Annotated in this window: 19 protein-coding genes and 1 riboswitch; of the genes, 2 read left to right on the top strand and 17 right to left on the bottom strand. The window is 37.3% G+C overall.

Annotation, left to right across the window (positions count from 1 at the left end):
• From IGJ20_RS06810 to IGJ20_RS06770, 9 genes are all read right to left on the bottom strand, one after another.
• Positions 1–1257 (bottom strand): tetratricopeptide repeat protein, encoded by a 1257-nt coding sequence (locus IGJ20_RS06810; RefSeq protein WP_202522531.1) that lies wholly within the window; start codon positions 1255–1257, stop codon positions 1–3.
• A gap of 9 nt (positions 1258–1266) precedes the next feature.
• Positions 1267–2307 (bottom strand): hypothetical protein, encoded by a 1041-nt coding sequence (locus tag IGJ20_RS06805; RefSeq protein WP_202522530.1) that lies wholly within the window; start codon positions 2305–2307, stop codon positions 1267–1269.
• 306 nt (positions 2308–2613) lie between these two features.
• Positions 2614–2889: an HU family DNA-binding protein gene (locus IGJ20_RS06800; RefSeq protein ID WP_002357604.1), complete on the bottom strand. Its 276-nt coding sequence runs from the start codon at positions 2887–2889 to the stop codon at positions 2614–2616.
• A 247-nt stretch (positions 2890–3136) separates the two neighbouring features.
• A complete protein-coding gene (der, locus tag IGJ20_RS06795; protein WP_002357608.1) occupies positions 3137–4447 on the bottom strand; it encodes a ribosome biogenesis GTPase Der in 1311 nt (436 codons plus the stop codon).
• A 173-nt stretch (positions 4448–4620) separates the two neighbouring features.
• Positions 4621–5832, bottom strand: a complete 1212-nt coding sequence (gene rpsA / locus IGJ20_RS06790; RefSeq protein WP_002360341.1) for a 30S ribosomal protein S1 — start codon at positions 5830–5832, stop codon at positions 4621–4623.
• A 113-nt stretch (positions 5833–5945) separates the two neighbouring features.
• Positions 5946–6626 carry a (d)CMP kinase gene (gene cmk / locus IGJ20_RS06785; protein ID WP_002357612.1) on the bottom strand — a complete coding sequence of 227 codons (681 nt, stop codon included), beginning with the start codon at positions 6624–6626 and terminating at the stop codon, positions 5946–5948.
• Between the two features lie 236 nt (positions 6627–6862).
• Positions 6863–7483 (bottom strand): LysM peptidoglycan-binding domain-containing protein, encoded by a 621-nt coding sequence (locus IGJ20_RS06780; protein ID WP_002384525.1) that lies wholly within the window; start codon positions 7481–7483, stop codon positions 6863–6865.
• Positions 7484–7558: 75 nt separating this feature from the next.
• Entirely contained in the window at positions 7559–9001 is a 1443-nt protein-coding gene (locus IGJ20_RS06775; RefSeq protein WP_002400437.1) for a RecQ family ATP-dependent DNA helicase, read from the bottom strand.
• Positions 9002–10036, bottom strand: coding sequence for a helix-turn-helix domain-containing protein (locus IGJ20_RS06770; RefSeq protein WP_101732313.1), 1035 nt, complete (start codon positions 10034–10036; stop codon positions 9002–9004).
• Between the two features lie 35 nt (positions 10037–10071).
• Here IGJ20_RS06770 and IGJ20_RS06765 point away from each other — a divergent pair, with 35 nt between their 5' ends.
• On the top strand, positions 10072–10290 hold the full coding sequence (locus IGJ20_RS06765) for a ferredoxin (protein ID WP_002357617.1): 219 nt from the start codon (positions 10072–10074) through the stop codon (positions 10288–10290).
• A gap of 22 nt (positions 10291–10312) precedes the next feature.
• On the opposite strand, the gene IGJ20_RS06760 is transcribed toward IGJ20_RS06765, so the two are convergent.
• From IGJ20_RS06760 to IGJ20_RS06725, 8 genes are all read right to left on the bottom strand, one after another.
• On the bottom strand, positions 10313–11644 hold the full coding sequence (locus IGJ20_RS06760; protein WP_002398998.1) for a zinc ribbon domain-containing protein: 1332 nt from the start codon (positions 11642–11644) through the stop codon (positions 10313–10315).
• A gap of 255 nt (positions 11645–11899) precedes the next feature.
• Positions 11900–12565 (bottom strand): ECF transporter S component, encoded by a 666-nt coding sequence (locus IGJ20_RS06755; protein ID WP_002384530.1) that lies wholly within the window; start codon positions 12563–12565, stop codon positions 11900–11902.
• A 71-nt stretch (positions 12566–12636) separates the two neighbouring features.
• Positions 12637–12756: riboswitch (FMN riboswitch) on the bottom strand.
• A gap of 153 nt (positions 12757–12909) precedes the next feature.
• Positions 12910–13626, bottom strand: coding sequence for a pseudouridine synthase (locus tag IGJ20_RS06750; RefSeq protein WP_002357624.1), 717 nt, complete (start codon positions 13624–13626; stop codon positions 12910–12912).
• 3 nt (positions 13627–13629) lie between these two features.
• A complete protein-coding gene (gene scpB, locus IGJ20_RS06745) occupies positions 13630–14235 on the bottom strand; it encodes an SMC-Scp complex subunit ScpB (RefSeq protein ID WP_113826051.1) in 606 nt (201 codons plus the stop codon).
• Positions 14232–15026, bottom strand: a complete 795-nt coding sequence (locus tag IGJ20_RS06740) for a segregation/condensation protein A (protein WP_002390627.1) — start codon at positions 15024–15026, stop codon at positions 14232–14234. Before IGJ20_RS06740 ends, scpB begins: the two co-directional genes overlap by 4 nt.
• 64 nt (positions 15027–15090) lie before the next feature.
• The gene (gene xerD / locus IGJ20_RS06735; RefSeq protein ID WP_202522529.1) at positions 15091–15981 is read right to left on the bottom strand and encodes a site-specific tyrosine recombinase XerD; all 891 of its coding nucleotides are present in this window, start codon (positions 15979–15981) and stop codon (positions 15091–15093) included.
• 169 nt (positions 15982–16150) lie between these two features.
• Positions 16151–17080, bottom strand: a complete 930-nt coding sequence (locus IGJ20_RS06730) for an alpha/beta hydrolase (RefSeq protein ID WP_002357629.1) — start codon at positions 17078–17080, stop codon at positions 16151–16153.
• Between the two features lie 194 nt (positions 17081–17274).
• On the bottom strand, positions 17275–18366 hold the full coding sequence (locus IGJ20_RS06725; RefSeq protein ID WP_002357630.1) for a DUF871 domain-containing protein: 1092 nt from the start codon (positions 18364–18366) through the stop codon (positions 17275–17277).
• Between the two features lie 180 nt (positions 18367–18546).
• Here IGJ20_RS06725 and IGJ20_RS06720 point away from each other — a divergent pair, with 180 nt between their 5' ends.
• The gene (locus tag IGJ20_RS06720; RefSeq protein ID WP_002374887.1) at positions 18547–19296 is read left to right on the top strand and encodes a peptidylprolyl isomerase; all 750 of its coding nucleotides are present in this window, start codon (positions 18547–18549) and stop codon (positions 19294–19296) included.
• Positions 19297–19319: the final 23 nt, after the last annotated feature.

The following is a 19319-nucleotide window of genomic DNA, read 5'->3' as shown; positions in this document are numbered from 1 at the left end:
CTATCTTTCTTCCATATCTGCTAGCACAGATTGCATGTCGACATCACCAGGTTCATGTTCCAAATAATGGTGCAACAAGTGTTTTGCTTTTTCAAGTTCGCCTTCTTCTCGTAAGAACAATGCGTATTCTTTTAGAAACTCTGGTTCGTGAGACAATTCTTGTGCTGCTTGTTCGTAATGAACTTTAGCGACGGCAAAGTCTTCTAATTCGTTGTACGCTTTTGCTAAGTTCCATTCAGCATAAGGATGATCCGTTTCCTCTAAATCATTTAAAATAGTAATTACTTCCTCAAAACGCTCTTCCGTGATGTAGAGATTACTTAAGGTCAAACGACTTTCATCTGTTTTCTCACCTAATTCCAAAGCTTTTAACAACCAGTTTTCAGCACCAGCAATATCGTGTAAGCGATAGGCATTTTCAGAGGCAAATTGGTATAACTCTACTTGGAAGGGGTTTTCCGCAATTCCTTCTTCGATCACCGCTTTTGCTTCCTCTAATTGCTCTTCTTCTTGGAGCGCTTCCGCTAAATATAGATAAAGTGATTGATAATGTGGGTTTAGTGTTTTTAATTGCTGGAACAACGCAATGGCTTTTTGATTCTCATGTAACTGTAAATAAGTGAAAGCTAACTGGAATAAACGATCGTCTGTTTGTTCTTCTTTGACCGCGGCTTCCAAATAAGGAACTGCTTCTTCAAAATCACCTAACATGCTGTAACTACTTCCTAAGCGTTCATTCAAGGAAATAGCAGAGATTTGCGCTGTCCCGCTTTCTACAATGCTTTGATAACGAGTAATAGCCTCGACAAATTGACCATTTGTAAAGTATAGTTCTCCCAAAGCAAATTGAATTAACGGCTCTTCTGGCATAAGATTGGCTGCTTCTTTTAATTTCGCTTCACTGACTTCTGGAATTCCTAAAACTTGGTACAAATCCGCAGTAACTAAGAGGCTTTGGACATAACTGTCACTAGTTTCTGGAATTTTTTCTAAATAGATGAATGCGTCATCTATTTCATTATTTTCAATGGCGATTTCTGCTAATGGAATGTTTAAGCCATCTGCATCGGGAAATTTTTCCAACAATTGTTGGAAAATTTGTTTGGCTTCTTCTAGAAAACCTAAAGATAATAACGTTTCCCCTAAATCAGCTAAGGTATTTTCATCATCTTTCTTTAATGCTTCTTCAAACATCAACTGTGCTTCTGCTAAATTTTCAACTTGTAATGCTTGAACCATTTTTTCACTATATGACATAATTTCCCCTCAAATCTCTTTTAAAATTTCTTGGTATCTTTCAATCGTTGTTAACAGTTGATCGGGCGTTGGCTTTAAAGTTGCTCCTAGTCGACCGATTTTTTCCAACACCATAGGAGGACCTAGTGTTTCTGTGTGAGCCAAGACTTGTTCTGCGTAATCAGCACTTAAAATTTCTTTTGGAAACGCCACCGGAAAACCTAAGCGAATAAACCAAACGATAAAATTTTTAAATTGAAAGTCAAAGTGATTGACTTGCTGGCTCCATAAAACTTGTAACAATAATCCCAATAATCGTTTCATGGGACCTGATAACAAATGGCCATTTTCGGTTGTAGCAAAGGCCGCTTCAAAAACTCGGCCAAATTGATCCACTTTTTCCCCTGCTCGTTCATAAAAGGATAACAACTCGTCTAAAATACCATTAAATGACGTTTGATTCAACCGTTTTTTATCTGGATACGTTTGGTATAGCATTTGTAAATAAGCATAATCACAGACAAGACCCGCTCGAATAAAAACGAGCAAATCAATTAAAGGAGCGGCACCTTTTTTATTGGTCAAGGTACTATCAAACAAAACTTCTTCTGAATGATTTTCTATATGCATAGTTGCATGCTGTGCTTGCTGAATTGTGACACTTGGTAAAAGTCCTTGGCGTAACGCTTGAACAGACACAGGCATCAGCCAACATTTGGAGGAACACTCACTTACTTGGTGCAAAAATGCGGTTAATTGTAGTACCCCTTCATTACCCAAACCAATCAATAAAACATCCTGATTTTCTGGCCAATCAGCTAAGAAACGTAACACACTTTCTAATTCTGATAAGTCATTGCAATGAACATCATTGCGACAAATATACCAGTTTAATCCCAACTGTTCCCCAAAGGCATAATTAATCTTCTCCGAAAAAAGATCATAGTAACGCTGATTCGCCAAAACAACGATTGACTCCGTCGTTACTGGTCGTTTTTTTAGGACGGAAGCAAATGTTTCTCCATAAATAATAGCGACCTTGTTTTCCCCTCTAGAATAGTTGTATTTCATTGATTCACCACCTTAAGACTGTTTCCTCTTCCTTCACCCCAAGTCTAGCATAACCACTAAAAAACAGCTACTGGCAACAACTTATTTTTGTCCTTCATTCATAAATCTTTCTCTTTTTATCAAAAAAGCAAGGAGCGAGTGTCGAACCGTTCCCGCTTGATTCTCGGAGCGAAGCACGTTTTTCTCACCCAAGGTTCGTTACAATTTAGCCTTTTAGCGTGCTGTTTCGACCACCTCTTAAAATAACATTTTTTATGTATGATTCAAAAAAGAACCCTTGGAAACCAAGGGTTCTAATTGTCTGTCTTATTTCACTGCATCTTTCAATGCTTTACCTGGTTTGAATGCAGGTACTTTGCTTGCAGCGATTTGAATTTCTTGTCCAGTTTGTGGGTTACGTCCTTTACGAGCTGCGCGTTCGCGAACTTCAAAGTTACCAAAACCGATTAATTGAACTTTTTCACCTTTAGCAAGAGTTTCTTGAATTGTTGAAAAGACAGCGTCTACTGCTGCAGTAGCATCTTTTTTAGTTAAACCAGTTGAAGATGCAACGTTTTCGATTAATTCTGCTTTATTTGCCATGGATCATTTCACCTCCTCTATAAGAGATACGATGTTTTTACACACCTAAAGTTCCGTCTATTTTTGAGTGGTCCAAAAACAGACAGCAAATATTGATCTGGTTCAATATTCTGTTAACAAGATAGCATAAGAAAGTTGTAATAGCAAGGTTTTTAGTGTATTTTAACCAGTTTTTTCAAAAAATAATCATTTTTTCTCAAAGTTGATAAATTTATTTGAATATCTAAAAAAAGTATGGTAGAATGCACTATTTTCGGCGTCGCGGAATGATTTTAATTGGCGTGCCCTCAAACGTAAATGCTTTTCTGATTTGATTTTCTAAAAACCGGGCATAAGAAAAGTGCATTAGTTCTTCTTCGTTGACAAAAATAACAAATGTAGGTGGTTTGACTGCCACTTGTGTTGCATAAAAAATCTTCAAACGTTTTCCTTTATCGGTTGGTGTCGGATTAATTGCTACAGCATCCATTACAACGTCATTTAACAACGCTGAAGGAATCCGTAAGTTTTGATTCATACTAACTGTTTCAATTAGTTCAGGCAGTTTGTTTAAACGTTGTTTGGTTAATGCAGACACAAAAATAATGGGTGCATAATCTAAATATTGGAATTCATCACGAATTTCCGCTTCAAAATCACGCATTGTATTTGTATCTTTTTTGACTGTATCCCATTTGTTGACCACGATAATAATACCGCGACCCGCTTCATGGGCATAGCCCGCCACACGCTTGTCTTGCTCACGAATACCTTCTTCTGCATTCAAGACCATTAAAACAATGTCTGAGCGTTCAATCGCCCGCATTGCGCGCATGACGCTATATTTTTCAGTTGATTCGTATACTTTCCCACGTTTACGCATACCAGCTGTATCAATCATTAAGAACTTTTGACCTTCTTCAGATTCAAAATACGTATCGATTGCATCTCGCGTTGTTCCTTCAATATCTGAAACAATCACACGATCTTCACCAAGAATAGCATTAATCAATGATGATTTACCGACATTTGGACGCCCGATTAAACTAAATTTAATTGTATCTTCGTCCTCTTCTTCTGAAGTGTTAGGAAAATGTTTAACTGCTTCGTCTAACACATCGCCAATGCCTAAACCATGACTACCAGAAACTGGGAAAGGATCCCCTAGTCCTAAAGCATAAAATTCATAAATATCATTACGCATTTCAGGATTGTCAACTTTATTAACAGCTAAGATCACTGGTTTATTACTACGATATAAAATTTTTGCTACTAACTCATCTGCATCAGTAATTCCTTCACGGCCACTAGCAACAAAGATAATCACATCTGCTTCATCAATCGCAATTTCTGCTTGGTGTTTGATTTGGTCCATAAATGGTTCGTCACCTAAATCAATCCCACCTGTATCAATAATACTAAATTCACGCCCTAACCATTCTCCAGTTGTATAAATACGGTCGCGTGTTACGCCAGGAGTATCTTCTACAATCGAGATACGCTCACCGGCAATGCGGTTAAAAATAGTCGATTTACCGACATTCGGTCTACCGACAATCGCAATAGTTGGATTTGCCATTTGATTCCCTCCTTGAGAATTTCAATCCTTACTAGTTTACCTAATCAAACCTTAAAGTGCAAGAAAAGTTTTAGTTTCTGCTGATTTTCTAACCAATTCAAGAAAAAATGAGTTTGACATAGCCGATCTGTTTACGGCTATGTCAAACTCATAAATTTCAAGAAAGTAACGTGTTATTCCTCTTCTTTCGCATCAGATAAAGCGTCACCTAAAATATCGCCCATGGTAAAGCCAGTATTTTCTTCAGGCAATTCATATTCCTGTTCTTCTTTTGGTTCTTCTTGAGACTCAGGTTTTGGTTCTAACGCTTTGATACTTAAAGCAATACGATGTTCCTCTGGATTAACTTCTAAAACTTTCACTTGTACTTGATCCCCTTCATGAAGAACTTCATGAGGCGTTGCAATATGCTTGTGAGAAATTTGAGAAATATGCACTAATCCTTCCACACCAGGGAAAACTTCCACAAACGCACCGAAGCTTGTTAGGCGTTTTACTGTGCCATCTAAAACAGTCCCAGCGGCTGCTTTTGTTTCGATATCTGTCCATGGTCCAGGCAATGTTTCTTTAATGGATAAAGAAATACGTCCTTCTTCTGGATTAATTGAAAGAATTTTTACTTGAACGTCTTCGCCAACAGTTAACGCATCACTTGGTTTGCCCACATGCTGATGAGCAATTTCAGAAACATGAACTAAACCATCCACGCCACCTAAATCAATGAATGCGCCGAAATCTGTCAAACGAGCTACTTTCCCTTCAACAACGTCTCCGTCATGTAAGGAAGAAAGTAATTCTTCTTTTTTCGATTCTTTTTCAGCTTCAACAACTGCTTTATGTGAAAGAATTAAGCGGTTTTCTGAAGGTTCGATTTCAATAATTTTAAATGCTAGTGTTTGACCTTTATATTCAGAAAAATCTGCAACAAAATGATCTTCAACCATTGAGGCAGGAACAAATCCGCGAACACCAACATCAACAACCAAACCACCTTTAACAACATTTGTAACAGGTGCTTCGATTACTTTGCCCGCTTGGAAATCTTGTTCAATTTCTTCCCAAACTTTTTTAGCATCTAAACGGCGTTTTGACAGTAAATAACTGCCGTTTTCTTTATCTTTGCCAATTGATGTGATAACAACTAAATCTAACACATCACCGACTTTCACAAGTTCGTGTACATCTTCAACTGGTAAAGTCGATAATTCCTTTGCAGGAACAACGCCTTCAACGCCCGCTCCTTCAATGCCGACAACAACTTGTTTGTCTTCAATGGCTAAAACTTCGCCTTTAACAATATCGCCAACACTGACTTCTTGAACGCTGTTCATTGCATCTTCCATTGTTTCGTTGTTTGCTACTTGTTTGTCTTCAAAATCTGTCATGCCTCTTATCCTCCTATGCCAACAAAAATTCCAAAACTTAGCTATATATACTTACATAGTACGAGATTTTTGTAAAAAAATAAAGCGATTTCTTCTATTTTTCTTAAAATTCTTTAAAAAAGTTCAAAACCTTTTTGTTTAATCACATTTTGTATGGCGGCGACGACTTCTTCAATCGTCAACCCTGTTGTATCGATTTTCACAGCATCACTTGCTTGGACAAGGGGTGATACTTCTCTGGTTGAATCTAAATAATCCCGACGTTCAATCTCCGCCTTCAAAGTTTCAAAATCCGTCTCAATCCCTTTTTCTTGATTTTCTTTAAAACGACGTTCTGCACGTTCTTCAACGCTAGCCACCAAGAATATCTTTACTTCGGCCTTTGGTAGAACTGCAGTACCAATATCTCGACCATCCATGACAACTCCGCCAGCTTGACCAATTTTCTGTTGTAACGCCACCATTTCTTCTCTAACTTTTGCATGTTTTGAAACAGCTGAAACAGCATTCGTTACATCTGGCTGGCGAATCGCTTCGGTCACTTCATGACCATCGATAAAAACACGTTGGCCATTTTCTGCTTGCTGAAAAGAAATAGTGTGGTTGACACAAAGCGCTACTAATGGCTCTTCCGCTTGAATGTCGATTTGATTTTGCAAGGCCAAATACGTAATCGCTCGGTACATGGCCCCCGTGTCACAATACACATAATTCAATTGTTTTGCTAAAATTTTTGCAACTGTACTTTTGCCTGACGAAGCTGGTCCGTCAATAGCAATACTGATTTTCCCCATGAAAAAACTCCTTAACTGATATGCATCCTTTAAAATGCGCTTCTTCTTTTATATTAAAATCAGAAGAAAAGAACTTGGATTTAAACTGATGACGAGTTTCTAACGAAAAAGCAATAAGCCGAAATCCCTCGAAAGACGCAAAACATCTTTCGGAAATTTCTGCTTATTGGCATTCTCATGTAATCATCCGTCGCGGTTTAACCCTTGAAAGTGCTGTCCAAACCTCTTTTTCTGGATTATTTAATACGTAATGGTTGTCCTGGATAAAACACAGATGTATCAATCCCAGGATTTAACGCTAAAATTTGTTCTAATGTCATTCCGTTACGTTCGGCAACTTGACGTGCCCCTTCGCCACTTTGAACGGTATCATAAACAGGTTGTTGGTTCTGCGCTTGTTGCTGTTGTTGATTTTGAGCTTCTTGTTGTTGTTGCTGCTCTTGTTGTTGCTGTTGTTGTGCTTGTTGGTCCTGTTGTTGCTGTGCAGCAGCATCAGAACTTGAAGGTGTTGTATTTTCAGCTGGTTGGCTGCTTGCTGGTTCTGAGCTTTCCACTGATTTTGACGTACTTTCTTTTTTCTTCTCTTTTGATGATGATTGGACTAATGAAGAAGATGGCTGGCTATTTTTGCTAGCACTTTCGTTCGGTTTCTTGTCTTGCATCATCCATAAGAAAGTCCCAATTGGAATGGCAATAATTAATAATAGCAAAATAACTAAAACAGTTAGAAATAATGAATTTCCTCGTTGCTGTTGGCGTTTTGCTAAACGAGAACCACCACCATTTTGATCAGGTTCATAAATTGATTGTTCCCATGGCTCACGAGCTTGGTTTTTCTTTTTGTCCTTTTTACTCACTGCTAATTTCCTCCTAAACTTCTCTCGCTTGTTATTATATCATAGCTTTTGCCAACTGCCGACTAAAAAAATGAATTAATCACGTTCTTTAAATAATTTTAGAAATTTAGAACGCCAACCTTCTTCATTTTGATTGCTGGTCTTGTTCGATTTTACTATTGAATCTTGGTAAATGTCAAAGAATAACGCACAATTATCACAACAAGTTTCCAGTGATTGTTTTACAATCGGTTCTTGAAAATAAGTTTGAATCAACGTTCTTCGACAGGTTGTGGTTTCAATATACGTCAGCATCCCTCTTAATTGCGCTTGACGATCTTTTTCTTTCTCCTCTAAACGATGCTCTAGCTCTTCAAAAGAATAATCCTTGGCTAAATAGCCTTGAACCCATTTTTGTTGTAACTCGGTGGCATTTTCTAACAAACCTGCTTGTTCTTCTCCTTCAATCAGCGATTTTAAGGTCGCTCGATTCGCTCTTGTCTCTTCTAAGAAAAACCGATGAATAAATTCATCCCCTTTTTTATACAATAATAGCGCCCAACTTTTTTGACCATCACGTCCAGCTCGCCCGATTTCTTGCAGGTAATTTTCTAAGCTATCAGGCAAATCAAAATGAATCACTCCACGAACATCAGGTTTGTCGATTCCCATCCCAAAAGCATTCGTTGCACAAAGAATATCGATTTGATTATCAATAAATTGTTCTTGCAAGCGACTACGTTCACTAGCCTCCAAGCCCCCATGATAATAGGCCACCTTAAAACTGGTTTTTGCCTGAATAAGTTGACTAATTTGTTCTGTTTTGTTGCGCGTGGCGCAATAGATAATGATTTTACCAGCCGTTTTAGATAAGTAATCTAGTAACACTTCTTCTTTTTCTGACGTTTCCTTCACGAACAAGCCAATATTTTTTCGATTCACTGAAGAAAGAACTTCTTGATAGCTACCATGAGAAAATAATTGTTTTATAATTGCGTGCTGTACAACGGGTGTCGCTGTGGCAGTTAACGCCAAGGTCAAAGGAAAGTCTAGCTGTTTTTGGACCAGATCTAATTTACTATATTCAGGGCGAAAATCGACGCCCCACTGATAAACACAATGGGCTTCATCCACCACAAATAATGCAATTTTTTGGCGTTGTAACACACTAAGTACTTCTTGCTGCAAAAGCATTTCTGGGCTTAAAAACAGATAATCGTATTGGAACATTTTCGCTAAAATATAACGCTTTTCTGAATACTGTAACGTACTGTTTAAGGCAACCGCACCTTTAATTCCTTGTCTTTGTAATTGACGCACCTGATCTTCCATTAACGAAAGTAAGGGAGAAACAATTACCGTTAGTCCCTCTAACTTCTGACCCACAAATTGATAACACAATGATTTGCCAGTGCCTGTTGGCAAAACAGCCAATGTATTCATACCGTCAAGTAAGTTTGTAATCACTTCTTTTTGACCAGGCTTAAACGCTGCGTAACCAAATCGAGTGAATAATTCTTGTTCTAATGTCAACAACACTCACTCCTTTTCTTGCCAAATTTGTTGGATTTGATATAACCGGAAATCTAAATAAGAAAGCGTCTCTTCTTGCGCTCGCCAATCCCGATACACCCACAACCGCGGATCTTGTTCTGTTTGAGCCAAGTTTTGGAGTATTGCCTCCTTTTCAAGATAAACAGACGCCTGCAGCTGCCCTTGAATAGCCAACTCTAATAGATGGTCATGAATGGTACTCGGTTTTATTTTTCGCTGCTCAGCAATTTCTTGAAGTGTCTTACCTTCCGTTAACAATCGTTGAGTTTCTTGCATACTTTGGTTTAGATTTTTTTCTAGATACGGCCATACAAGCGTTTGTAAAGCAGGATAGTTTCCTCCGTACATTATCAACTGCAGTAAATGATGAACCGCTTGCGTATGCCATAAACGCTGTTCAAGAACTGTCTTATGGCTTGTTAATTGCTGAGGAACTTTGCCAGTTTGCTGATAACCAGAAAGTTGCGCAACCAAATAGTCGCTTTCTGCTTCAGGTAGTAACTCAAACCCTCGCAACAGTTCTTCTTTGATTGATTGAACGCGCTGCTCTTTCTTGTCTTGTTGTAACCATCGTTTCAAATATAGTTGCGGAATCGGTGTTGATAAAAGTGGAATATACTGTTTTTCCTCAAATGATAAATACGAAGTCACTTGCACGGCAAATTGAATGAGTTGCCAACTTTCTCGATCACTTCTGCCAAAACGATAAAGATCAATTGCAGGATAATCCAGCAACGAAAAATGGTGCTCCTTTAAAAATAGTTGCCCTTCTTTTGTTAGTTGAATCTCATTTGTCTCTTTGTGATACTGAATTTGTTTCGCCTTCGAAAGTTTTTCAAGAAATTGAAAATAGGCTTGTTCGGAAATCGTTGGCCACCAGCCAATGAACCGTAAACAATCATATAAAAAACCATAAATCAAAACAGAGCTAGTCCGTTTGCCTTTTAAAAGATGATACAAAGTTGATGCACGTACCTTGTATCCGTGAGATAATAACGCTAAAATAAAAGTTGCTTCCATAGTAAACCTCTTTTAGATAGGATGTGTCACTGTTTATGCAATCACGTTTAGTTCCTGAAAAATGTATTGCTTGTGGACTTTGCCAAGTTTATGCGCCCAATATATTTGATTATGATGATCATGGGATTGTCCTTTTTAAAGACGAGCCGCATGCTCGACAACAATTTATTCCAGAAAACGAACGCGAGAATGTGTTAAAAGCGTACCGCAAATGTCCCACGCGTGCAATAGAAATAAGCAAAAATGAGTGCTAAATAATTTAGCACTCATTTTTGCTTAGAGTATCTTTTCGAGCCAAGCAAGTGTTTGTTCATCTATCGAAACAAACTGTAATTGTCCTTCTTTTAACGGTTCTTTGACTAAATGAATTTGATCATTTAGGCCATTGATCCATTCATAACGAAGACCATTTTCTTTTGCTTTAGAATTTTTGGCTTCTAAATAATAATTGACATGGTAATTTTCTTTACCATCCAATTGTAGCGTATTAATGGTCACTTCAAAATCTGGTGAAACATCGGTCGATTTCTTTTCACGTAATCGTTCAAGTGCTTCTATAAAAGAAGGAAATTGAGGATTATTTTCCCCACCAACGAGATATTTTTTAGCAAATTCTGTACTATCCGTATGACTTTTCACTTGTTTGGCAAATGCTTGATAAAAGGTTTCTAGCGCTTTGCGGGCATCATAGTCGCTAGCTAACGGAAAATTCAATTGTAGCGTTGGATTATCGGAGAGCGCTTCGACAAAATCATTTTCACCAATCGTTTCTTTTGATGTTTGAATTTCTTCTCCATTAATCGTCTTTTTAAGTTGAATCGTCATCCCTTTGGACCAGAACAAAGGGCCAATCGTTTTGCTTCCATTCGTTAGCGTACCAACTTTCCGATCATTAATATAAATATCTGCGTCTGGCAGATTGCTTTCCACAACAAAATTCATTCGTTTAAAATCTAAAGGAATACTAGAAATATAATTTTCCTCTTCTAATAAACGATACTCTTCTGTGATAACAGGTTCGCCGGTGCTATCTTTCACTGTGGCTGTAAAAGTATATTGTCCTGGCGCTAAGGGTCCCAATTCCTTTTGATAAGTGGTTGAGTCGGAAGTGCCCACTTCCCGCCCGTTCATTGCCAGCGTCACACCGCGCTGATTCGTCGTTAACTGAACAGAAACAGGCGTTAAAATGAATTGATAACGGTGAAAGAAAAATGCTGTTTGACTTGTTTCACGAATAGTTAAACCATGTAGCTTTTTATCCTTTAATAGCGCTTTTTCTAATTTTTTTAGCTCAGTTGGATTTTTTTGATAATAAGTGATTAAAGGCTTAATGCTTTGCGGATTCACTTGAAATTCAGACTCGTTCGTCCTCATTTTTTTACTTAATTCTTGGGCATCACCATTCTCAATCGCTTCAATAAAATGAGAAATTTGTTGTTCCTTAGAAAAATAATGCGTCCCGAGAAAATAGCTACCCGCTCCAAGAACGATGAACACAAAAAGAAACACCCAGATCCAGCTTCTTTTTGATCTGAGAGGAGTAGATTCGTTCCCTTTATTCATTGATGGTTGTGCTTGGTTTTCCTCTTGATGCATTGATTCATTCATTAGCGGAGCGCCGCATTCTTCACAAAAGGACTCCGTATCACGATTCACGTGACGACAATTTTTACACTTTTTCACTCAGGAAAACTCCTCTTTCTTTGATGATTTCTATCATACCAAGGGAAAGTTAAAATTACAATGCAGATGGTTTAGTATTTTTTAACAGAATGATGACAGATTATGACAACCTCTTTTCTTTTAGGCGTAAATTTTAAAAACCCACTGTCAAACATTGTTCAACAGCAGGTTTTTTATCATTTATTTTGTTAACGGTGTTTTTTTCTGAATAGTATGTTGTTTTTTTGATAGCCATGGCAATAACTTCGCATGTAGTACTAGAAAAACACCACTGACTAAGAGGCCTTTAATAAGGTTGAATGGCACAATACCAATCGCCACATAGCTTGCTAAAGATGTTCCTAAAAATTGTTGTGTGGTCACACCATATAATTGTAAGTAAACTGGTGTAATGACAAAATAATTCGCAATACTCATGAAAATCGTCAAGGCTAAGATCCCACTTACTAGGCCCACTATCCGATTTGTACGGATATTTTTCTTTTTACCAAAGAAATAAAAAATTGGCAAGGTGAAGATACTACTTGCTAAAAAGCTAGCGAAATCTCCCACCATATTTTGCGGTGCTAGTCCGGTTAAGAACAGGTGTAGCAACGAACGAACAAAAGCAGTAATTACTCCTGCTAACGGTCCGTACAAGAACATTCCGAGTAAAATCGGAATATCACTAAAATCGATTTTCAAAAAACTAAACGCCGGCATAATCGGAAATGCCACAAATTGTAATACTGTACCGATTGCGGCCAACATTGCAATGCTGACCATTTTTTGTACCTTGTTGTTCATCTGAAATCCTCCAATTAAGGACCCATCTTCAACGAACTTTTTGATTCGCTTCTTTGTCATACAAAAAAACCCTATTTTTCTGCAGGGAAAAATAGAGTAGGATTATCTGATGAAAAAGCGTCTCAAATAAGCCCTATCTTCTTTATCCAGACTATACTGTCGGTATTGGAATTACACCAATTCAATCGTTAAAAACGAGTCGTGGACTATAACCACCGGTCGGGAATTACACCCTGCCCCTGAAGACGAACCTTATATTATATTTTTTTACTTACTTAGTGTAACCGATTTGAACAATGAATGCAACTAACTAAGCTTTTTTATTAAATTTCATTGATTGTTTCATTTCTCAAAAAAAAAACAATCCCTTCGCCATAAGCGCGAAGAGATCGAGTCATTTTATCTTATTTAGCTTGATTTAATAATTGACTGATTTCTTTTTTAGTTAAATCACGATATTGTCCTGGTCGCAAACCTTGTAAGGTCAACTCACCATAACGTTCACGTTTTAATTTTTGAACAGGGAAACCAACAGCTTGAAACATTTTCTTCACTTGATGATTACGTCCTTCATGAATCGTTAATTCCACGACACTGCTACCTGTTTTAATATCCGCTGAAAGAATTTGAAAATTGGCTGGTGCTGTGCGTTTGCCATCAATGCGAATGCCTTTGGCTAATGGCAATAGATCTCGTTTAGTTGGTACACCTTTAATTTTTGCTACGTAGACTTTATCTACTTCATGTTTAGGATGGGTTAATTTTTGTGAAAAACTTCCATCATTCGTTAAAAGTAACAACCCAGAAGTATCATAATCCAGACGACCGACTGGATAAATTCGCTCAGTAACATCTGTAAAATAATCCGTTACTACTTTACGGCCTTTATCGTCAGACACCGCAGAAATAACCCCTCTTGGTTTATAGAATAAATAATAACCATATTCTTCTTGATAAATTGGTACACCATCAACTTCAACGGTATCTTGTTTACTTACTTGTGTTCCTAATTCTTTGACCACTTGGCCATTGACTTTTACGCGACCTTTGACAATTAATTCCTCTGCTTTGCGACGCGAAGTCACCCCAGCATGAGCAATTGCTTTTTGTAATCTTTCCATTGTTTAAACTTCCTCGCCTTCTGTTGTTTCAGACATTGGGTTCGTTTCTTGATAACGATCAAAAAATAGATCCATTGGTAGTTCTTCTTCTAATTCATCTTCCATTTGTTGGATATCTGGTAATTCATCTAAACTTTTCAACCCAAAGTAATCCATAAAATACTTCGTTGTGCCATACAAAATTGCTCTACCAGGACCATCTACGCGGCCTTTTTCTTCTATCAACTGACGGGCAACTAACTTTTGGATAGAGCCAGAAGTCTGTACGCCACGAATTTCATCAATTTCAATACGCGAAATTGGTTGCTTATAAGCAATAATGGATAATGTTTCTAGCGCCGCTTGTGATAAGGCGTTCGACATAGGCGATTGCGCATATTTTTTTAGTAATGAGGCATATTTTTTCTTAGTTGTTAAGACAAAATGATTGCCGACTTCTAAAATATTTAACGCCGATTTATTGTCAGAAGCATAATGTTCTTTCAATTTCGTTAATTCTTCATAGGTTTTTGCTGTTGACTTCTCTAATAAGTACGCAAGCTCTTCCAAGCCAATTCCTTCTTCGCCAACCACAAATAAAATTGCTTCAATTTGACTAACTAATGTCACTGTGTTTCCTCCACCTCTGTTGTATCTTCCTGCTGGGTTTCTGTATTAAATAACAAAATTTCACTATAATTATTTTCTTGTTCAGCATAAATCACGCCTGTTTTCATTAATTCTAAAAGAGCCATGAACGTTGTCACAATTTCTTGTTTGGAATAAGAATCGAAGAAAGAATCAAACGACACTGCCTTCCCTTTCTGTACTTGACGCATACGTTCTGAAATAGCGGTGATTTTTTCTTCGATGGAAACATCGTCACTAGCAACAGTTGTTTCAACAGGCTGGCGATTTTTTTTCTTTTCTAACATGGCATGAAAGGCTAGAAATAAATCAATTGTATTAATTTGATTAGGCGGTAGTGTTGTATCTTCCTCTTTATAATCATCCATATCCATTGGTTCTTTTGTATAATAGAGTTTACGTTCTTCTTCTTTTTCATGTAAAACAGTCGCTGCATATTTAAATTTCCGATACTCCAATAACTGAGCTACTAAAGCTTCCCGTGGGTCTTCCTCTTCAAAAAAATCTTCATCATCAATGATTTCAAGCTCTTGTTTTGGAAGCAACATCTGACTTTTAATAGCCATTAAGGTGGCAGCCATGACTAGATATTCTCCAGCGACTTCTAACTCTAAGGTTTGCATCGCATGAATATAAGACATGTATTGTTCAGTTACTGCTGTAATGGGAATGTCATAGATATCGATTTCTAATTTTTGAATTAAATGTAGTAGAAGATCCAGTGGTCCTTCAAAGACATCTAGTTTTAAATTAATTTCTTGCAAAAACGACACCTACTTTCTTTTCTCGACTTCCTAGTTTACCATAAATTTATTCGTTTGTGGGCATTCTCGCAAATTAAGCCCGAGGAAAATGTTCCTTATAAACATCTGCCATTCGTTGTTTGGTAATATGTGTATAAATTTGTGTCGTGGAGATATCTGCATGTCCTAATAATTCTTGCACGATTCTAAGGTCTGCGCCATTTTCCAACAAATGTGTCGCAAAGCTATGTCGTAATGTATGCGGGGTAATATTTTTCTCTATCTGGGCTTCTCGAACAATCTGTTTTAAATTTTTCCAAATGCCCTGTCTAGATAACGGTTCACCATGATGGTTAACGAATAGGTGTGTTTCATTCGGATGATTTTTAATCAATTGAGGTCTGGCTTCGTTCATATAGCGCTCAATCCATTGAATCGCATAATCGCCTAAAGGAATAATTCGTTCTTTGTCCCCTTTTCCGATTGTTTGCAATAAACCAATGGATAAATGCAGATCCCCTAATTTTATTTCAATTAGCTCACTAACTCGCAGGCCCGTTGCATACATCACTTCTAAAATAGCACGATTCCGCATACCTAGTGGTTTACTTGTATCAGGCGTTTCAATTAATCGAGTCACTTCGTCAACAGATAATGTACTTGGCAATTTTTGAACTTTCTTGGGGGAGTCAATATGTTGCATCGGATTATATTCGCTTAAGCGTTCTTGACGTAAAAATTGATGAAATCCTCTCAAACTAGAAATCATCCGAATCACACTTGCTGAAGCTTGCTGTTCTTCGTGAAGGGATTGCAAAAATTCTGTAATCATGTAACGGTCAACTTCGTCCCAAGAATGCAGGCCTTGTTCTTGTAAAAAGGCTACGTATTTTTTTAAATCTCGTTCGTAACTCCGTCGTGTGTTATTTGATAAGCCCCGCTCTATTTGTAAATAGTGTAAATAATCGACTAATTGTTCTTCCATTATCCTTCCCTCATTTCTAGTACTATCCTATCAGATTATGCCCTAGATTGCATGGGTAAATTCCAACTTATTAAAAAAAAATCAACTGACAACAAAAGACTTGTTCACTAAGTCGTTAACTTAAGAACAAGTCTTTCGTTGTTGCTACTATTAGTAAAGAATAAATTTGTTATTTTATATATTTATCTAGAAAAGCAGCTACTGTTTCCTTATATTTTTCTGGGTTTTTATTATAAGCTTTCGCATGCTCTGCTCCAGGCACGACATATTTCTCTTTAGGTCCTTGGGTTGCATTATAAACTTCGTCTAACATACTAAACGGCACAAACGTATCATTTTCACCATGAATAAAGAGCATTGGTAAATGATTCTTTTGCAATTGCTTAACAGCACTTGCTTCCCCAAAGAAATAGCCAGCTCTAAGTTTCGTAATCCCGCTAGTAACATTAACTAATGGGAAACTTGGTAAATTGAAAAGCTCTTTCAATTGATATTGCAACTCCTGATTGACTGTAGAATAGCCACAATCTTCCACAATGGCTTTCACGTTATCTGGTAATTTTTCCCCGCTCGTCATCATGACTGTAGCAGCACCCATACTGACACCGTATAAAGTGATTTGTTCTTGCTGACCATTTTCGGTTAAAACTTTCTCAATCCATTGGACATAATCTTTACGATCGGGCCAGCCGAACCCAATATAATCTCCTTGACTTTTCCCGTGACCACGCGCATCTGGCGCTAACACATTGTAGCCCCAATCATGATACATTTTCGCAAAGACAGACATCGTTTCTGCCGAACCCATATAACCATGCGCCATAATAACGGTACGATTACTTTTTTTGTCGGCTGGTAAATAAATGGCCTTTAGACGTAGCCCATCTTCCGAAGTAATTGACCATTCTTGTCGATTTTTGTCATCTTTAAACCACGCGCCTTCAGGTGTCTGGACCACTTTTGACCCTGGGGTATTCTCATTTATAAAGTCTTTCTTTCCTGGAACTACTGCATAATTATAAAAATATAAGCCTGCCGCAATTAAACCAATTGCAATTACTACAATAAGCGCAATCAAAATTTTTAACCATCGATTCATCTACGTACTCCTTTTATTTAAACTGTATGATTCATTATAAGTTGTCGCCCTTTTTTTGACAACTACCATTCAAAGATTCAGCCATCTTTCTTTACCACTACAATGAGACAATTTTGTTGCGACAAAAAAAGCATAGCATAAAAATATTGCCTTTTACGCTATGCTCCACTTATCTATTTATAAGAAACTAAAAATTATTTATTTTCAATAAGTTTAAAACTTGACCATGGTTTCAAAAATTCTAATAAGAAACGTTCGTCATCAGAAATACGACCAACCACATTTACACGGCCATCATTTTTCATTTCTTTTAAAGCAATTTGTGTTTCCCCTTTGTATTGTCCATAGCCAACGTTGTCAATCAAGACATCGCCTCGAACAATATCTCTCGTTGTATGAGCTGGGAAAGGACGATCTTTATAGTAAACACGTGTCATCGTTGAACGCAAAACGTAATCAGAACGATCTCCACGATAACTGTGTAAGTTATCGAACAATGCAATTCTTTCATCTTCTGTGATTTCTGGTTCTGTATCCACTTTGATCGAAGGATACGGTGCATGAAAGGCTTCTGCCATTGCTGCTAATTCTGCTTCTGAGGCATAAGCATTTCCGACAGAAATATCATCGATTAATCCTGTTAAAACTAAATGCTTAACTTGCGTTGCAATTTCTAAATCGCGGTGGTCTTCCAAAGAACATAACCCATCTTGTGTCGGCCATGGCCCAAATGTAGCATCGTGTGAGTTCACAAACGCCATCGTATTTAAATTATATTTTCTAAATTTTTCTGAACAATAAACAAAATGATCATAGCCTAAGCCGGTATAGCGATGTGGATAGAAATTATGTGAGCCTAGTAAATTTTCTGTGTTTGGTGAGTAGGCCATAATATTATCTACATAACTTGTCCCTGAACTCATATTAATTTCAATTTTAATGCCATAAGGGTTTCTTGTCATATTCGCCTCTTCTTGCCCAGTAAAACCAAGATCTAAACGAATACCGTAAGCGCCCATATCATGGAAAAATGATAAATCATCATAAGAGATGCCTAATTGTTCGAACAATGCAGGATTAATATCGACCATCACTTCCATACCTAATTGGTTGGCGTAATCTACGACTTTTTTAAACTCTGCTAATACCTTTTCCCGATCATCATTGATTTGCAATAAACTAGTAAAGACACGCTTAAAGCCGTATTTATGAGCCAAATCCAAATATGCTTTGTCCTTTTCAAATGTTGAACGTTCTGGATAAATTGAAATACCTAATTTTCCCATGTGATTGCCTCCTAAATTGTAAAACATAATAATGTATCTGCTTACATTGTAACAAAAAAACAAAAGTGGTCTACACCTTTCCTATAGGAAATCTTATAAAAATTCCACTGGTTTGTTATCTTCTCTTTTGTTATGATAAAAAAGAACCTAATTGTCAGTGTGAAAGGAAGAGGAAAACAGATGAAACATAAGAAAATGCTTGCTGTTGCTTCAGTTGCAGCATTCACCTTGCTTTTAGCAGGCTGTAACACAACCAATAATAAAGGCACGACCGCAACGAGTGATTCTGTCGCTAAATCCAGCGAAAGTAAAACAAAGGATTCGGTCGACTTAAATTCACTAGATTTACCACAACTAGATGACAAAGTTGCCGAAGATCAAGACTTAGTCCAAATGGTTACTTCAATGGGAAATATTGAAATCAAACTATTTCCTAAACAGGCTCCAAAAACTGTCGAGAACTTTATGAAACATGCCAAAGATGGCTATTATGATGGCTTGACTTTCCACCGAGTCATCAATAACTTTATGATCCAAGGTGGCGATCCTAGCGGTGATGGAACTGGCGGAAACAGCATCTGGAATAAACCATTTGAAGATGAATTTTCAAACCAGTTATATAACATTCGTGGCGCGTTATCAATGGCGAATGCAGGACCTAATACTAACGGCAGTCAGTTCTTTATTGTCCAAAATACAGATGATCAATCTGATGGCCTTTTATATGATGATTATCCAAAAGCAATCATTGATGCTTACAAAAAAGGCGGCTATCCTTCTCTTGACAAAAAACATACTGTTTTCGGTCAAGTAACCAAAGGAATGGATATTGTCGATAAAATTGCCAAAGTCGAAGTTGGTGCCAACGATAAACCAAAAACTGATGTTAAAATTGAAAAAATCAATATTCTTCAAGAAGCAAAAAAATAACAAAAAGTCAGAACGTATCTTCA

The sequence above is a fragment of the Enterococcus sp. DIV0294 genome (assembly GCF_050558155.1).
GTDB lineage: Bacteria > Bacillota > Bacilli > Lactobacillales > Enterococcaceae > Enterococcus > Enterococcus faecalis.
Note: the sequence above shows the minus strand (reverse complement) of the source record. Positions and strands in the feature narration are given on the sequence as shown.

Excerpts from the sequence above, each read along its gene's own strand:
- IGJ20_RS06810 (WP_202522531.1), bottom strand. The coding sequence starts at position 1,257 with ATGTCATATAGTGAAAAAATGGTTCAAGCATTACAAGTTGAAAATTTA.
- IGJ20_RS06805 (WP_202522530.1), bottom strand. The coding sequence starts at position 2,307 with ATGAAATACAACTATTCTAGAGGGGAAAACAAGGTCGCTATTATTTAT.
- IGJ20_RS06800 (WP_002357604.1), bottom strand. The coding sequence starts at position 2,889 with ATGGCAAATAAAGCAGAATTAATCGAAAACGTTGCATCTTCAACTGGT.
- der (WP_002357608.1), bottom strand. The coding sequence starts at position 4,447 with ATGGCAAATCCAACTATTGCGATTGTCGGTAGACCGAATGTCGGTAAA.
- rpsA (WP_002360341.1), bottom strand. The coding sequence starts at position 5,832 with ATGACAGATTTTGAAGACAAACAAGTAGCAAACAACGAAACAATGGAA.
- cmk (WP_002357612.1), bottom strand. The coding sequence starts at position 6,626 with ATGGGGAAAATCAGTATTGCTATTGACGGACCAGCTTCGTCAGGCAAA.
- IGJ20_RS06770 (WP_101732313.1), bottom strand. The coding sequence starts at position 10,036 with ATGGAAGCAACTTTTATTTTAGCGTTATTATCTCACGGATACAAGGTA.
- IGJ20_RS06765 (WP_002357617.1), top strand. The coding sequence starts at position 10,072 with ATGCAATCACGTTTAGTTCCTGAAAAATGTATTGCTTGTGGACTTTGC.
- IGJ20_RS06760 (WP_002398998.1), bottom strand. The coding sequence starts at position 11,644 with ATGAATGAATCAATGCATCAAGAGGAAAACCAAGCACAACCATCAATG.
- IGJ20_RS06755 (WP_002384530.1), bottom strand. The coding sequence starts at position 12,565 with ATGACAAAGAAGCGAATCAAAAAGTTCGTTGAAGATGGGTCCTTAATT.
- IGJ20_RS06750 (WP_002357624.1), bottom strand. The coding sequence starts at position 13,626 with ATGGAAAGATTACAAAAAGCAATTGCTCATGCTGGGGTGACTTCGCGT.
- xerD (WP_202522529.1), bottom strand. The coding sequence starts at position 15,981 with ATGGAAGAACAATTAGTCGATTATTTACACTATTTACAAATAGAGCGG.
- IGJ20_RS06730 (WP_002357629.1), bottom strand. The coding sequence starts at position 17,080 with ATGAATCGATGGTTAAAAATTTTGATTGCGCTTATTGTAGTAATTGCA.
- IGJ20_RS06725 (WP_002357630.1), bottom strand. The coding sequence starts at position 18,366 with ATGGGAAAATTAGGTATTTCAATTTATCCAGAACGTTCAACATTTGAA.
- IGJ20_RS06720 (WP_002374887.1), top strand. The coding sequence starts at position 18,547 with ATGAAACATAAGAAAATGCTTGCTGTTGCTTCAGTTGCAGCATTCACC.